Genomic DNA, 14336 nt, shown 5'->3' with positions numbered 1-14336 from the left:
AGGGCCTCCTTCTCGCAATTTAAAACCTTTAGCGATTGACGTTTTCGCACTTCTGATTGGCAACCGTGCAGGAAGTCTTGCATGCGGACTGGCAGGACGCCTGGCACTCACCGCAACCGCCTTTTACAGCGCTCTCCTTCAGATTGGCCTTATTCAACGTTTTGATCTGCTCCATGATAAAACCCCCATTTCTAAATCTTGAATTTCCTTCGCTTATTATAACACAATCCATCCGATAAGAAAAGGACTATTTTATTTTGCTCTTCTTGCTCACAGAAAGCAACCCTCCGATTGCCCCTGCCAAAACCATCACAGCAAACCGTGTAAGCGTTGTCAACACAGGAGGCCCTTGAAAGGCAATCACACCTGCAAGCAAAAACAATACGAACAATAGAAGTCCGGAAATTGCACCGAACAAAAGGCCGTTCTTTTTGGATACCTTCGCCGCGAAAAAGCCGGACACAAATGCACTGAACGCGGAAACCGCAATTATAATTGGATTGATAGCGAACTGTGGGATATAACCAACCTTTACAAAGCTAAAGGCAAACACAGCCAAAAGCCCCGCGCACAAGACTGCACCACATACAGCCCCTATCACAACCGCGCGTACCGCTCCTAAAACCGTACGATTCTTATTGGATCTGGTCATTTTCATCACACGCCCTCCTCCACTATCTGCTTGATAGATATGCAAAGGACGTGCCTGGTATTCTTTCACCGTACTTATTTTTTGGACTTGTCCGCTTTTTCCTTCTTTTCAGCGGGCTCCTCGCGCTCTGTATCCACGCTGCCGATCGCCCAACGTTTTACACGCAGTTTCGCGCGATCCGTACCCGTTTCAATTACAACCGTGTCCGTCTCTTCCTTTACGCTGATGATACGGCCCACGATTCCACCGATGGTCGTAATCTCATCGCCGATCTGCGCGTTTTTACGCATCGCTTCTTCCTTCTTCTTTTTCTTAGAGGAAGGACGAATCAGCAACAGATAAAAGCCCACAATGATGACTGCATAGAAAATCAGGATTGTCCACATGCTGCCGCCAGCATTTGCGTCTGTGCTGTTTGCTAGAACCATAAAGTTTTCCATTATACGATACTGCACCTCCATAATGATAAGCCCAACCATTTACAACCATCGTGTATTCGATCGGTTTTGGGTAGGCACCAGTACTGCCCATTATAGCAATAAATGGGAAGGCATGCAAGCATTTTCATCGCTTTCCCAAAGGAATTTCCGTTTTAAATTCTCTTTCCAAGCCTCTCAACGTTTTCTTGATAAAACTTTTCAAATTGCCCGCTATCGAGAGCCATGCGGATTCGCTCCAAAAGGGTGTTGTAAAAATAAATATTGTGCATGACGCATAATCGCATGGCCAGCATTTCTCCGCTCTTAAAAAGGTGGCGGATGTATGCACGAGTAAAGTTGCGGCACACCGGGCAATCACAGGTTGGGTCAAGGGGAAGCGTATCCAACTCATACTTGGCGTTCATCAGATTACGGCAGCCCTCCCAAGTGAAAGCATGGCCATGGCGTGCATTACGGCTCGGCATCACACAGTCAAAAATATCTACGCCGCGTCTAACCGCTTCCAGTATATTGACTGGTGTTCCCACCCCCATCAAATAACGCGGTTTGTCCACAGGCATCTCCGGCTCGACCGCTTCAATTATGCGGTACATCTCTTCCGCTGGTTCTCCTACCGCCAACCCTCCGATCGCATATCCATCCAAATTCAATTTCCGAATCTCACGCATATGCCCGACACGAAGATCTTCATAGGTACTTCCTTGGTTGATCCCCCAAAGCATCTGTTTTGGATTGATTGTATCTGGCAAAGCATTCAGCCGATCGTGCTCCTCCTTACAACGGTATAGCCACCGTACCGTTCTTTGGCAGGAAGCTCGGGCGTAATCATATTCGGCAGGATTCTCCATACATTCATCAAAGGCCATCGCAATAGTGGAGCCCAGGTGGGATTGAATCCGCATGCTTTCCTCCGGCCCCATAAAAATACGATGTCCGTCGATATGAGAAGCGAACGTCACACCTTCTTCCTTGATATTACGCAGCTTTGCCAAAGAGAACACCTGGAACCCACCGCTGTCCGTCAGGATGGGACCGTTCCACCGTGTAAAGGTGTGTAATCCTCCTAGCTTTCGAACCGTTTCGTCCCCTGGACGTAAATGGAGGTGATATGTATTGCAAAGCTGTACCTGGCATTTCAGCTCTTTTAAATCAAGCGCAGAAACTGCCCCCTTAATGGCACCCGCTGTTGCAACATTCATAAAGGCTGGCATCTGGATCATTCCGTGTGGAGTCAAAAATTCACCACGCCGGGCCTTTCCTTCTTGTTTGATAAGTCGATACATAGATTTCTGTTCCTTTCATTTGGGTATTCCTAGGATAAATAAAAATTCTTTGCAACGAAAGCAGCTCAAAATTGTGTCCGGAACAACCAAAAGGCATCCCCTGAACCACGTCTTTAATAGCAAAAATTTCAAAAGCAAAACCTCTGTACCAGCGATTCTGCCCTCAACGCCAAGTAATTATAGCATAGATACCTTGTAAGAAAAAGAGTTCGTTTTAATAGAAAATACAAAGTGAGCATGAAACGGCTGTTTTGTTTTTCTATACAATTTGGCCAACCGCACTATTCGTTAAAAGTTGTGAAAAATCTTACGATCAGCCAAGCAGACTGTTCTGGTATGATGGCTGTGACCGCTGTAATTGGTTATAATTGTGGAACAGCAGAACACCTACAGGCAAGCGGAAAAGTCACTTCCACTGCTTATAATGTGTGGGCGGTATCATTGGTGGCAACATGGGAGGAACGGCATCCGGATGCTCTACAGAAGATTCTACTGTAACCGTTCTCGGTGAAAATAACTATACAGATGGCCGGTATATCCTAGAGGATTCCAACGAATGCGGCGGTTTGGTAATTGGAGGATCTTTTGGGGGTATGATTGCAAATTGTTCCGGTACGGGCACTGTTATTTCGGAAGGCCATGATGCAATGGGGGGCGGTGTTGCCGGGTGCTTAGAAAGTATGAAGAGCATTACTGGCTGTTCAGCGGATGTAACCATACGTGCCGGAAAAAATGCGCATGGGATAGGTGGACTTTGCGGTTTTTCTGGGAATTTCGATCTTTCCGCCCCTGCTCTGGTGTCAGGATGCACGGTAAATGCACAGATCGAGTGCAGCGAGGGGGCTACACACGTGGGTGGTCTCATTGGCACTGGGCTTTATATGAACACTCCGGACATGGAAAGTGTCTTTTAAATTCAAGATTGCTCTGTGACAGCAACCATCACAGGTACGGTCACGCCGGGGGCAATTGCCGGCCGTGCAGAGGGCTGCACGATCAAAAGCTGTGAGATCTCCGTCACAGCGAATGGCGAACCCTTGACCAATGCAGTTGGACAAACCAGCACCAAATTCGAAAGTGCCGAATAAAGGCTATTCCATATAGAACGGGAAAACTTCCACTGTTTCTGTTTAGAAACGTATTGGGCCCTTACATCATCCGCCGCATAAAGGGCATCCTACCATTCGGCTTTTTCAACCGAATGCGGGATGCCCAATCGTTTTATATCGATTTCCATTTATCTCGTAATACAACCAGAACTATTGACCTTTGGGTTTTCCCATTCGCCAGCCTTCCGCCTGTTCACGCACTTTCACAAACCGGCGATAAACACCCTCTTGCTCCAGCAATTCCAAGTGGGTCCCCTTCTGTACAATTCGTCCATTGTCTACCACCAGAATCTGGTCAGCATTTTCAATGGTCGCTAGACGATGAGCAATGATGATAATCGTTTTCCCATGGACTAAAGCCGAAATTGCCTGCTGAATTTCGTGTTCATTTTCCGGGTCCACGCTCGCGGTCGCCTCATCCAAAATGATGATCGGCGCGTCCTTTAACATTGCCCGGGCAATCGAAATCCGCTGTTTCTCCCCTCCAGAAAGCGTTCCGCCCCCTTCCCCTACCACGGTATCATATCCGTCGGGAAGTGCCATAATGAAATCATGACAGTGGGCTGCCTTGGCAACTGCAACGATTTCTGTGTCTGTTGCATAGGGATTTCCGAACCGAATATTATTTCGAATCGTATCGTGAAACAAATATACGTTTTGAAAAACCATAGAAATGTTTCGTAAAAGGCTATCGCAGGTAAACTCCCGTACGTCGTGCCCACCTATCAATATGGCTCCTGCATGAACGTCATAAAACCTGGCAATCAAGCTACAAATCGTGGTCTTTCCACTTCCGGATGGTCCCACGATGGCAGTCGTCGTTTTTTCTGGTATGGTAAACGAGACATCGTGCAGCACCTCTCGGTCATTATAGCCAAAGGATACATGATGAAAGGTTATATCATAACGATTTATGGAGAGATCGTTTCCCTTCTCATCAATAAACTCCGCATGTTCAATATCTTCTAAACGATCCATCGCCGAATCGATCACAGACAGGACATGGGCAGCATCGTTGATGGATTCTACTCCCCCATAGACCGTAAAGGAAAACATGGCTATCATCAACAGCAGGGGGAGTTCCATTCCACCCTGTAGCGTTTGCCATGCCGCAACTAATACCAAGGCTACCGAGGTTCCCTTTAAAAACAGAAGATGTAGGCAATTCCAAGGGACAAATCCAAACTCATTTTTTATACGAATGTCCTTGTTCTTTTTGGCAGCCTGACGGAAACGGCCTACAGAGGCTCCTTCCTGCCCAAAGGATTTAACGACTGATAAGCCGCGTACATACTCAATGGACGCCCCCGAAAGTTCTTCCTGGGTTTTATGCCCCACCGGTGCGGTTCGGGCGCTTTGACGGTTGATTCCATGTAAAGCCACAGCGGAGAGCAACACCCCAATAATGGAAACCACTGCAGCAACTGGACAAAAACATGCAACGCAACAAATAATCGCCGTCACCTGTATGTATCCGTTCACAACTGCATCGATCATTTTCATCCCTTGAAGTTCTAGGGTTGACAGTTCCGTCGTAATAGCCGCTAATATGTCACCAATATTATTTTTCGCAAAATACCCCAAGGATACGCGTTTCAGAATATCCCCGATTTGTACGCGTTGTTCCACAGCAACCTCATAGCCAATACTTTCTTGAAGTTTGTTTTTCCAAAATGAAAAGAAAAAGCGCAAAAGAATGAAAATCGTTACCGCAGCCAGGCAAATCCAAATCATCCGGAAGGTTACCGGCGTTCCACCACGGCTATCCTCTATCATTTTTCCCAATGCCCAAGCTGCAACAATCACAGGGCCAGCCGCGCACCATGTTGAAAAAAAGGAACATACAAATCCCAAGTAGAGCCGTCCCCGGTATTCTTTTGCCCATCGCATAATACGCCTAATGGTCTTAAACATGTGCATAACCTCCCTTTGCCTCAGTAACCGACCAATGCTTTGCCCCCACATGGGATTGCCACAGCTGCTGATATAGTGGGCATCGCTGCAATAATTCGTCCTGTTTTCCAATGTCAACAATCGTTCCCTTTTTCAGAACGACAATTTGGTCTGCATTCTGAATGGTAGAGAGCCTATGAGCAATTACCAGCAGAGTCTTCCCCCGGGAAAGTTCCATAATAGATCGTTGTATCTTGTCCTCATTTTCTGGATCCGTAAATGCAGTCGCTTCGTCAAGAATGACAATGGGAGCATCTTTTAGAATGGCGCGTGCAATAGCTATTCTCTGACGTTCTCCGCCAGAAAGCTGCTTTCCAGCCTCTCCTGCTGGCGTATCCCATCCTTTTTCCAAACGGCAAATAAAATCTTCGCATTGTGCAGCCCGCGCGGCTGCGAAGACTTGCTCTTCCGTTGCGTGTGGATTTCCCAATCGGATATTCTCCTTGAGAGAGCAATCGAAAAGAAAGTTATCCTGTGTGACAAAACTGACTGTATCCGCCAGCTGTTTCAGAGGAATGTCCCGAAGGTCTACGCCACCGATTTTGATACTTCCATTCGTCACATCCCAGAAACGTGCAATTAACCTTGCAACCGTCGATTTTCCACCTCCTGATGGCCCCACCAAAGCGGTAAAGCTTCCTTCAGGCATTGCCAAATGGATATGGTGTAGAACTTCATCTTCAGAATTACCTGTGTAAGAAAAGGATACGTCTTGAAGGACAATATCATTGTTCTCTAATTGAGCTGGCTTCGGTGCCTCTTTGAGTTCCGGCAATTGTAAAATATGGTTGGCATCCCTCACTGCATATTCCATGCTTTTGGCTTCATTTAAAAACTGTGTCGCTTTAAGAAGCGGTGTAACAATTCCTAAAGCTAACATAAAACACAATGCCAGTTCTGCTGGTCCCATACTTCCGTCCAGATATAGGGCAACCCCGACAGGAAGTGTACCCAGCAATGTGGTTGGCAGAATGGCAAAGCACAAATTCATGGATTTCCAAGTACTCTCAAACCAAGCCATCGTAAACTCCTTAAAGGAACGAACGGCCCCTGTAAACTTTTCATAGGAGCTGGAAGCCTGATTGAATGCCTTGACGACCTCAATTCCTTCAACATATTCTACGATAACGCTGTTCACCCGGTTGTTTGCCTTCATATAAGCGGCATATTGTGAATTATACGTTTTTAAACCGGAGATCATAGGAATAAGCGCCGCTGGAATTGTTACCAGAGAGGCCAAGCCCATTCTCCAGTCCATTACAAATAAAGCAACGACCACCCCCAATGGTAGCAATAGATTGGAACTTAACTCTGGAATCATGTGGGCCAAAGGCGGCTCCACGTCCTCCACACGATCAACAATTGTACTTTTGACACTACCAATCGACTTGTTCAGTACCTCTCCCAAAGGAGCGCGCATTAAACGATCCGCAACTTTTAAGCGCAATCCCTCCAAAATTGTATAGGCGGAAACGTGGGACAGAACCGTTGAAATCCCATAAAAAGCAATCTTTACAAGGTAACCGCCCAGACTAATCCCGCACCAAAACAGGAGGCTGTACCAACCCGCAGTTTCATCGATAAACATGCGCAAAACCTCATAAATGCCTAAATAGGGTACAAACCCGCCTATTACGCTGATGACTGCACATAGAACGGATAAAACCATCTTTCCCTTACAAGGGGATGCAAATGAAAGCAAGGTTTTTAACCAGCTTTCTTGTTTCATGTCAAAGACTCCCTTCATACAACATATTCATCCACTTTTGCGGATTATTTTTATCATAGAAGATTACAATCGTCTTTTCCGCTCCTGTTGGACTACTCTGCTCCATTTCGTCGGGAATGAAAACCTTCTGTGAGTGGTCTGCATACAAAACAAGGCCCCCTTCATGCGATTTCTGTCATGAAGAGGGGCCTTTTATCCATCTTTTTATTACATAAAACTATCCATTTTTCCGGTATTCCAGGGGGGCTTGTCCGATGACAGCCTTGAAGGCGGCTGCAAACTTGCTAGGACTGTCATACCCTACCAAACCGGCGATTTCTGCAACACTGCGTTCCCGTTCCCTTCGAAGCAGACTTGCAGCTCGATTCATTCGATAAGCACGCATATACGTATTGACTGGACTTCCATAAACATTTTTGAAACAGCTTTTCATCGGCGTCAGCGGAATATCAAACTGTTCTGAAAGTTCCTCCAAGGTATAATGGTGCTCCAAATGTTCTGTCATTTGCCTTTGAATCGCTTTAATCTTTTCTACCTGTGACTTGTAAAAATAGGGGCGTTCCTCCCTCTGCTGAGGCAATTCAATTGCCTCCAGATAAAGAAGTAATTCTAAAACCTTGATTTTAAAGTACTGCAATTTGATCTTTTCCGGGACAGCATACAGCTCGCCAAAAACATGTTCAATGGATGGGGCTCCATGAATGACCATTGGATGCCCACCGTTGCAAAATTTTTCCCGCAGAGCATAGAGGTCTACCGGAAAATCTTGTATCTGTTCTTTTAGGCGGCGCGCTGCTTCCGGAAGTGTAAAACTTACCGTAATTCCATGATAGTGAGACAGTGGAAAAGTGAAATGGCCCGTATGTTCCAACCGGCAATCCATCTTCAGATCTCCAGCTTCTACATATGAGTAAGCGCTTTCATTGGCTGCATATTCCAAGCGTCCTTCCCGGCAATGGTCTATACAAAATAATTCCTGCGGCGTCTGAAATACAGATTCGCAATGTTCCATATGATAGTCGTTGTAAGCCAACATGACGCCGGGAAATACGTCATACATGGTCATAGTGCCTTCACCTGTATCGTTTTTCATCTGGAAAACAGCACAGCGGTCACTCTGTGCCACTGGTATCAACGAGCTGTTCCACAGGATAGTCTCTGTCAACCTCTCACACCCCTTTGTTTTTTATTATTCCATTTTCAGCAAGCGCTCAAAAGCATATTGTAAAATTTCCCTACCCTATCCCTATATAAATAGATTTGTCAATCAGTGAATCTCTCTGGCTACTACTTCATCCGTGACCGTTCAATTCGCTGGTCGGTTCATCGAATCTCCAATGGATTACCAATCCGTCATTGAATCGATTCCAATCGTTGTGGGATGATTCCTTTTCAAGAGTTCATCTATAGCAGGGTTTCCTTTCTTGGTTATTCGTCAAAACTCATATCAATACAATCAACATTGGTCCATCCTTATCAACCATACAGGAAACCTTCCACAAATTCTACTCCGAATAGACAACTTTGTACCATTTGGACTTTTTCTAAAGAGGAACGGCCACCAAACTCTTCTATGTGGGAAAAGTCACCCTGATTGTTGAGCGGAGTAAAAAGTCTAAAGAAAGGCAGGCGAACAAATAGCATTTTTCACCGCAGGATATAGAGCTGCTGGAAACTATTGCCTGTTTTCTCAACGACCACTATGTCCAAGATGTCACATTAGAGCAATTGGAAAAAATCGCATGCATGGGAAAAACTAAGTTGCAAACAAATTTTAAGCAATACAATTGCTGTACCCTCACAGAGTATCTCCAGCAATCCCGCATAAGTCAAGCAGGACACCTTCTCTCTGACACAGATTTGAACATCGGTCAGATAGCAAAAACAGTGGGATATACCAGTGCCAGCCGTTTTGCAAAACTATTTCGAAAGAGTACAGGATTATTGCCTGGAGAATTTCGAAAAAAAGCGCAAAAATAGGTAAACCGCTATTCAAACAAATCTTAAATGGATTCGATAAAAGAAGCGCCCCGAATCAGGCCATTGGTCAGCTTCGGGGCGCTCTTTTTCTTGATTGCGGAGTCGGTATCATTGCAGCAAACATTGTTTCATGTTCACATTTTTCTAAAAAAAATGGCTTCCTTGTTATGAATTCAACCACAGGATTTTCTACAATGCAATTGTTTGCTTTTTTACGTAGAAATGGTCTCAGCGGCCGCATCTTGTCAACTCAGTTCAAACATGCCATGATAAAGCTGATAATATCGCCCCTTCTGCAAAAGCAGATCTTCGTGGTCCCCGCGCTCCACAATTTGTCCATGTTCCAGTACCATGATCGCGTCAGCATTGCGCACCGTACTCAAACGATGGGCGATCACAAATACTGTACGCCCTTCCATCAGCTGATCCATTCCTTTTTCAATCAGAGATTCCGTACGGGTATCGATGGAGGAGGTTGCTTCATCCAGAATCAGTACCGGTGGGTCTGCCACAGCTGCCCTGGCAATGGCCAAAAGTTGCCGCTGTCCCTGTGAAAGATTGGCACCGTCAGCGGTCACCATGGTATCATATCCCTGTGGCAACCGTCGAATAAAAGAATCCGCATTGGCAATGCGAGCTGCCCGCCTGATCTCCTCATCGGTCGCATCCAACTTTCCAAAGCGAATATTATCTGCAATGCTCCCGGTAAAGAGGTGGGTATCCTGTAAGACAATCCCCAAGGAATGCCGAAGTGCCTCTTTTTTGATGTCCTTGACATCGATCCCATCGTATGTGACACAGCCGCCCTGTACGTCATAAAACCGATTAATCAGATTCGTAATGGTGGTCTTTCCCGCCCCTGTAGAGCCTACAAAGGCAATTTTCTGTCCTGGTTTTGCATAGAGGGTGATGTTTTTCAGGACCGGGTGATTGGATTCATAGCCAAATTCGACATTTTGAAATCGAACATCGCCACACAAAGGAACCAATGTCCCATCCATTTTGCGCCATGCCCAACGACCCGTCTTTTTTTCGCAGGGAACGAATTGCCCTGCTTTCTCTTCCACATTGACCAAGTCCACCTTCCCTTCGTCAATCTCTGGCTTGAGTTGCATCACATTAAAGACGCGTTCCGCGCCTGCCAAAGCTGCCAGAAGGAAATTGCTCTGCTGAGTAAACTGATTGATTGGCAAGGCAGCCTGCCGGACAAAAACCAAGTAACTTGCTAAACTTCCGACATCCGTTGTCCCTTGTAGTGCCATGATTCCCCCCAATACAGCGACAATGGCATAGTTGATATAGGAAATGCTGACCACCGCGGGAATCATTGTAGCTGCATAACTTTGGGCTCCTGTACCCGCTTTACGCAAGGCCTCGTTTTTCTTTTGAAACTCTTTTAGATTCGCTGCTTCATGATTAAATACCTTCACGACTTTTTGCCCATTGACCATCTCTTCAATGTAGCCATCCAAATCGCCAAGACTGGCCTGCTGACGGGTATAGTATTTTTTACTGCGTTTCCCGCTGAAACGGATATAAAGGAACATCGCTGCGTAACATACCACAACGATCAGCGATAGGCGCCAATTCAAGATAAACAGGATAACCAGCGTCCCCACCATCTGGATAAAGCTCTGAATAACCATTGCAAAGCTGTTGTTTAACGCGTCGGATATCGTATCCACATCGTTGGTGAAATAGCTCATAATATCGCCGTGCCTCTGCGTATCAAAGAATTTGAGAGGCAATGTTTGTAGATGCGCAAACAGATCCCGGCGAATATCAAACAATACCTGCTGTGCCGCCTTGACCATCGCTTGTGTATAACCATAGGCGGAGAGTGCCCCTATTCCATAAATCGCCGCTGTCAATATCACCCCACTGAGCAATGTATCCACTTCTCCAGATACAAGGTTATTGACCACCGGGCGTATCATATACGTTCCCAACAAATTCGCCAAGGCGCTGATGGTTACCAGAACCGCCACCACCAGGAGAATCAATTTGTGCCGCCCCATATAGGACAACAACATGCGGATCGTATAGCGGAGATTTTTAGGCTTTTTGGCACTGAGCTGTTGCGCCGCCATATTCCTCTCCCCCTTTCATTTGAGATCGATAAATTTCCTGATAGATTGGATCGGTTTCCAATAGCTCCTGGTGGGTTCCAATAGCGTGCACTTTGCCGTCCTCTAAAATGACAATCTGATCCGTATGCATTACGGAGGTAATCCTCTGCGCAATGATGATCTTCGTCACATTGGTAAGAGCAGACAAGGCTGTACGAATCTTTCCCTCCGTCGCTGTATCCACCGCACTGGTGGAGTCGTCAAAAATCAGCACCTTCGGATGTTTCAACAATGTACGGGCAATACATAGCCGCTGTTTCTGTCCACCGGAGATATTATTGGCTCCCTGGCCCAGATCTGCATCCAGCCCTTTGGGTATCCGCTGTAAAAATTCATCCGCGCAAGCTGCCCGGCAAGCCGCCCATAGGGTGTCGTCATCGGCCTCCGGATTTCCCCATTGCAAATTTTCTCGCACAGTACCGGAAAAAAGTACATTTTTTTGTAAAATCATTCCAACCGAATCGCGCAATACCTGAAGATCATATTCCCGTACGTCGCGTCCGCCCACCTTTACAACGCCTTCTGTAGCATCATACAACCGTGGAATCAGCTGTACCAGCGTCGTTTTGGAGGAACCGGTTCCGCCTAAAATTCCAATCGTTTGCCCAGGCTTAAAGTGCAAAGTTACCCCAGAGAGTGCATATTCCTGCGCATCTTCGCGATATTTAAAGGAGACATTTTCAAAATCAACACTCCCGTCATGGACCTCTGTCATGGCATTTTTGGGGGTGGACAACACAATCTGCTCGTCCAAAACCTCGCTGATACGGCGCGCGCTAGCCAATGAACGCGTAAGCAGTAGAAACACATTTGCAATCATCATTAAAGAGTTCATCACTTGCATGACATAGCTCAAAAAACCGGTAAGATCTCCCACCTGCAACGTAGAAGCCAAAATCATATTTCCGCCAAACCACATGATGAGTACAATCGCGGTATACATAACAAATTGAAAAGCAGGAAGGTTCAAAACCGCATAATGAAACGTTGTCCGGCTGGATTCCATCAAATCTGTATTGACACTTTGAAATTTCTCTTCTTCATACTCTCCTCTCACAAAGGCTTTGACTGCACGAATCGCAGTTAACCCCTCCTGAACGACGTTGTTTAACCGGTCTACCACCTTTTGCAAATGGCTGTACATCGGTCCTACCTTGCGGAGAATAAAGAACAGGACGATCCCCAACAAAGGAGCACAGATTACAAAGACAAAGGCCAGCTGCGGGTTCATCCAAAAGGACAACGCCACGCCCATAATCAGCATCACCGGGCCGCGAACCAATGGCCGGAAGCCGCCGTTAATTGCATTCTGAAGCACCGTTACATCCGTCGTCATGCGCGTAATCAAAGAGGAGGTATCAAAGTGATCCAAATTGGAAAAAGAATAATTTTGAACCCTCTCATATTGCGCCTCTCGGATTTGGGCACCCCAGCCATAAGCCGTTCGTGCAGCAAAGTGCGCATATAATAGACCGGTAATCAGCGCTAATATGGCACAAATCCCCATCTGGAGTCCCTTAGAAATAATGTAATCGACATCGCGATTCACCACACCAACATCAATTAGGTCGGCAATCAATACGGGGATAACGAGCTCAAAACCAGTCTCCACCAAAACCAATAGGGCTCCAATCACCATATCCTTCCGATAGGGGCCCATGTATTTTAACAGTCGTTTGATGTCTCGCATGCCTGTTCCTCCTTTTGGTTTTGAAAGTTTTGATAGGAACGCAACAGATATTCGGCAAATTGCTCCCGCTCCTGATCGCTAAATCCCTTAAGCATCCGCTCCTCCATATCCTGATAGTTTTTTCTCCATATTTTTGCATAACGGCGCCCTTGATCTGTAAGTTCAATTCGATCGCTTCGCCGGCTCTCCTGATTGATTCCTCTTGTTATAAATCCGCTTTTTTCCATCGTACACAGCATGCGGGACACGGCAGCCGGATCAATTTCGAAATATTCTGCCAACTGTCTCTGGCTGCAAGGTCCTTGCCCCGCTAAATAGACCAACAGCTTCGGTTGTCCATTTCCCAATCCGGACAGGCCCAAATGCGAGCGAAGGTATCCCCTCTGGGCATGAAATGTACGGTATAACCGCATATAAAATGTGTTTTCCATTGTTTTCACCTCTTGGCAATCCACTAATTGATATATCAACAGTTGATATATCAATTATAGTATACCCCGTTTCCTTGTCAATGGTCTTCCCAACAAATCTTTGGATATTTTTGTTATCCTTTAAATGAAAAACATATTCAAAAAAAGCTTTTAAAGTTACCCCTTGTAAAGAAATTTGACAGAACAACGATTGCATGATATATTGATAATTAGATTATCGATAAGTAAATTATCAACATAGGAAAGGAGTGGTTTCTCTGGCAACTCCAGATCATTCCATCGATCCGCGGATCTTAGAAAGTGCCAAAAAAGAATTTTTGGCAAATGGTTTTGAACGCACTTCGCTCAAAGCAATCTGCGATGGTGCAGGAATTACCACAGGCGCCCTTTATAAGCGATACAAGGGAAAAGAGGACCTATTTTGTGCTGTGGTTGCCAATACGGTCGCTGATTTAAATGCTGTCGCCAAACAAAGAGGTGGCAGAGATGCAAGCGCTTTATCCGATGATGAATTAATCCGAGAATGGTACATGGACGAAGAAGATATGATGTGGTGGTTCCGATTTTTATATGAACGGCATGATGGTTTTACCCTTTTGCTCAAATGTGCTGAAGGGACTGCCTATGCCAATTTTCAGCATGATTGGGTCGAGATGTTAACCGAGGCAACCAGCGTTTTTTTGAAGGAAGCCCAAAAACGAAATCTCTGCCGTTCAGATATCTCACAACAGGAACTTCATATCCTTCTCTCGGCATTTTGGGCCACGATTTATGAGCCTTTCATCCACGACTTTTCCTGGGAACAAATTGAAGCCCATTGCCGGATTGTGTGTAATCTCTTTAACTGGCAAAAAGCATTTGCTTTCTGTGAGCCCGGCTCATAACCTCTCCTAAGAGAGGTTCTTTTTTGTCGCAAAGTTAGCTAAGGCTAATTAGCAAA

At 45.8% G+C, this 14336-nt stretch carries 16 protein-coding genes; 5 read left to right on the top strand and 11 right to left on the bottom strand.

The window, feature by feature from the left end; all coding sequences use genetic code 11:
• Positions 1–28: 28 nt before the first annotated feature.
• The 4 genes from scfA to tgt all read right to left on the bottom strand — a co-directional run bounded on the left by scfA (position 29) and on the right by tgt (position 2375).
• The gene (scfA, locus tag B9Y59_RS06555; protein WP_082402034.1) at positions 29–175 is read right to left on the bottom strand and encodes a six-cysteine ranthipeptide SCIFF; all 147 of its coding nucleotides are present in this window, start codon (positions 173–175) and stop codon (positions 29–31) included.
• Between the two features lie 72 nt (positions 176–247).
• Positions 248–658 (bottom strand): TIGR04086 family membrane protein, encoded by a 411-nt coding sequence (locus B9Y59_RS06550; RefSeq protein WP_054322963.1) that lies wholly within the window; start codon positions 656–658, stop codon positions 248–250.
• A gap of 68 nt (positions 659–726) precedes the next feature.
• Complete coding sequence (gene yajC, locus B9Y59_RS06545; protein WP_085532481.1) at positions 727–1092, bottom strand: preprotein translocase subunit YajC; 366 nt, start codon at positions 1090–1092, stop codon at positions 727–729.
• A 152-nt stretch (positions 1093–1244) separates the two neighbouring features.
• On the bottom strand, positions 1245–2375 hold the full coding sequence (tgt, locus tag B9Y59_RS06540) for a tRNA guanosine(34) transglycosylase Tgt (RefSeq protein ID WP_085532479.1): 1131 nt from the start codon (positions 2373–2375) through the stop codon (positions 1245–1247).
• A gap of 231 nt (positions 2376–2606) precedes the next feature.
• Here tgt and B9Y59_RS15690 point away from each other — a divergent pair, with 231 nt between their 5' ends.
• The 3 genes from B9Y59_RS15690 to B9Y59_RS15685 all read left to right on the top strand — a co-directional run bounded on the left by B9Y59_RS15690 (position 2607) and on the right by B9Y59_RS15685 (position 3463).
• Positions 2607–2873, top strand: a complete 267-nt coding sequence (locus B9Y59_RS15690) for a hypothetical protein (RefSeq protein ID WP_158088965.1) — start codon at positions 2607–2609, stop codon at positions 2871–2873.
• Positions 2874–2968: 95 nt separating this feature from the next.
• Positions 2969–3289 (top strand): GLUG motif-containing protein, encoded by a 321-nt coding sequence (locus tag B9Y59_RS06530; RefSeq protein WP_085532475.1) that lies wholly within the window; start codon positions 2969–2971, stop codon positions 3287–3289.
• A gap of 15 nt (positions 3290–3304) precedes the next feature.
• On the top strand, positions 3305–3463 hold the full coding sequence (locus tag B9Y59_RS15685; RefSeq protein ID WP_158088964.1) for a hypothetical protein: 159 nt from the start codon (positions 3305–3307) through the stop codon (positions 3461–3463).
• 171 nt (positions 3464–3634) lie between these two features.
• Here the strand turns inward: B9Y59_RS15685 and B9Y59_RS06525 are convergent, their stop codons facing one another.
• The 4 genes from B9Y59_RS06525 to B9Y59_RS06515 all read right to left on the bottom strand — a co-directional run bounded on the left by B9Y59_RS06525 (position 3635) and on the right by B9Y59_RS06515 (position 8331).
• Positions 3635–5398 carry an ABC transporter ATP-binding protein gene (locus tag B9Y59_RS06525; protein WP_085532473.1) on the bottom strand — a complete coding sequence of 588 codons (1764 nt, stop codon included), beginning with the start codon at positions 5396–5398 and terminating at the stop codon, positions 3635–3637.
• Complete coding sequence (locus B9Y59_RS06520; protein WP_085532471.1) at positions 5391–7166, bottom strand: ABC transporter ATP-binding protein; 1776 nt, start codon at positions 7164–7166, stop codon at positions 5391–5393. Before B9Y59_RS06520 ends, B9Y59_RS06525 begins: the two co-directional genes overlap by 8 nt.
• Before the next feature lies 1 nt (position 7167).
• Positions 7168–7314: a hypothetical protein gene (locus tag B9Y59_RS15680; RefSeq protein ID WP_158088963.1), complete on the bottom strand. Its 147-nt coding sequence runs from the start codon at positions 7312–7314 to the stop codon at positions 7168–7170.
• Between the two features lie 69 nt (positions 7315–7383).
• Positions 7384–8331, bottom strand: a complete 948-nt coding sequence (locus B9Y59_RS06515) for a helix-turn-helix domain-containing protein (protein WP_442856150.1) — start codon at positions 8329–8331, stop codon at positions 7384–7386.
• A gap of 581 nt (positions 8332–8912) precedes the next feature.
• Here B9Y59_RS06515 and B9Y59_RS16760 point away from each other — a divergent pair.
• Positions 8913–9146: a helix-turn-helix domain-containing protein gene (locus tag B9Y59_RS16760; RefSeq protein WP_085532469.1), complete on the top strand. Its 234-nt coding sequence runs from the start codon at positions 8913–8915 to the stop codon at positions 9144–9146.
• Positions 9147–9391: 245 nt separating this feature from the next.
• On the opposite strand, the gene B9Y59_RS06505 is transcribed toward B9Y59_RS16760, so the two are convergent.
• From B9Y59_RS06505 to B9Y59_RS06495, 3 genes are read right to left on the bottom strand one after another with little or no spacing between them, the layout of a single operon-like run.
• Positions 9392–11236: an ABC transporter ATP-binding protein gene (locus tag B9Y59_RS06505; protein WP_054322970.1), complete on the bottom strand. Its 1845-nt coding sequence runs from the start codon at positions 11234–11236 to the stop codon at positions 9392–9394.
• Positions 11202–12965, bottom strand: coding sequence for an ABC transporter ATP-binding protein (locus B9Y59_RS06500; protein WP_085532467.1), 1764 nt, complete (start codon positions 12963–12965; stop codon positions 11202–11204). The genes B9Y59_RS06505 and B9Y59_RS06500 overlap by 35 nt, the downstream gene beginning before the upstream one ends.
• The gene (locus B9Y59_RS06495) at positions 12941–13396 is read right to left on the bottom strand and encodes a MarR family winged helix-turn-helix transcriptional regulator (RefSeq protein WP_085532465.1); all 456 of its coding nucleotides are present in this window, start codon (positions 13394–13396) and stop codon (positions 12941–12943) included. The genes B9Y59_RS06500 and B9Y59_RS06495 overlap by 25 nt, the downstream gene beginning before the upstream one ends.
• 248 nt (positions 13397–13644) lie before the next feature.
• On the opposite strand from B9Y59_RS06495, the gene B9Y59_RS06490 reads away from it, so the two are divergent.
• Positions 13645–14280: a TetR/AcrR family transcriptional regulator gene (locus B9Y59_RS06490; protein WP_330395894.1), complete on the top strand. Its 636-nt coding sequence runs from the start codon at positions 13645–13647 to the stop codon at positions 14278–14280.
• Positions 14281–14336 lie beyond the last annotated feature (56 nt).

This window comes from Anaeromassilibacillus sp. Marseille-P3371, assembly GCF_900169665.1.
In the GTDB taxonomy this organism is placed as follows: Bacteria; Bacillota; Clostridia; order Oscillospirales; family Acutalibacteraceae; genus Anaeromassilibacillus.
Note: the sequence above shows the minus strand (reverse complement) of the source record. Positions and strands in the feature narration are given on the sequence as shown.

Coding starts and splice junctions, on each gene's coding strand:
- yajC (WP_085532481.1), bottom strand. CDS start 1,092: ATGGAAAACTTTATGGTTCTAGCAAACAGCACAGACGCAAATGCTGGC.
- B9Y59_RS16760 (WP_085532469.1), top strand. CDS start 8,913: ATGGGAAAAACTAAGTTGCAAACAAATTTTAAGCAATACAATTGCTGT.
- scfA (WP_082402034.1), bottom strand. CDS start 175: ATGGAGCAGATCAAAACGTTGAATAAGGCCAATCTGAAGGAGAGCGCT.
- tgt (WP_085532479.1), bottom strand. CDS start 2,375: ATGTATCGACTTATCAAACAAGAAGGAAAGGCCCGGCGTGGTGAATTT.
- B9Y59_RS06550 (WP_054322963.1), bottom strand. CDS start 658: ATGAAAATGACCAGATCCAATAAGAATCGTACGGTTTTAGGAGCGGTA.
- B9Y59_RS06505 (WP_054322970.1), bottom strand. CDS start 11,236: ATGGCGGCGCAACAGCTCAGTGCCAAAAAGCCTAAAAATCTCCGCTAT.
- B9Y59_RS06530 (WP_085532475.1), top strand. CDS start 2,969: ATGATTGCAAATTGTTCCGGTACGGGCACTGTTATTTCGGAAGGCCAT.
- B9Y59_RS06525 (WP_085532473.1), bottom strand. CDS start 5,398: ATGTTTAAGACCATTAGGCGTATTATGCGATGGGCAAAAGAATACCGG.
- B9Y59_RS06520 (WP_085532471.1), bottom strand. CDS start 7,166: ATGAAACAAGAAAGCTGGTTAAAAACCTTGCTTTCATTTGCATCCCCT.
- B9Y59_RS06495 (WP_085532465.1), bottom strand. CDS start 13,396: ATGGAAAACACATTTTATATGCGGTTATACCGTACATTTCATGCCCAG.
- B9Y59_RS06500 (WP_085532467.1), bottom strand. CDS start 12,965: ATGCGAGACATCAAACGACTGTTAAAATACATGGGCCCCTATCGGAAG.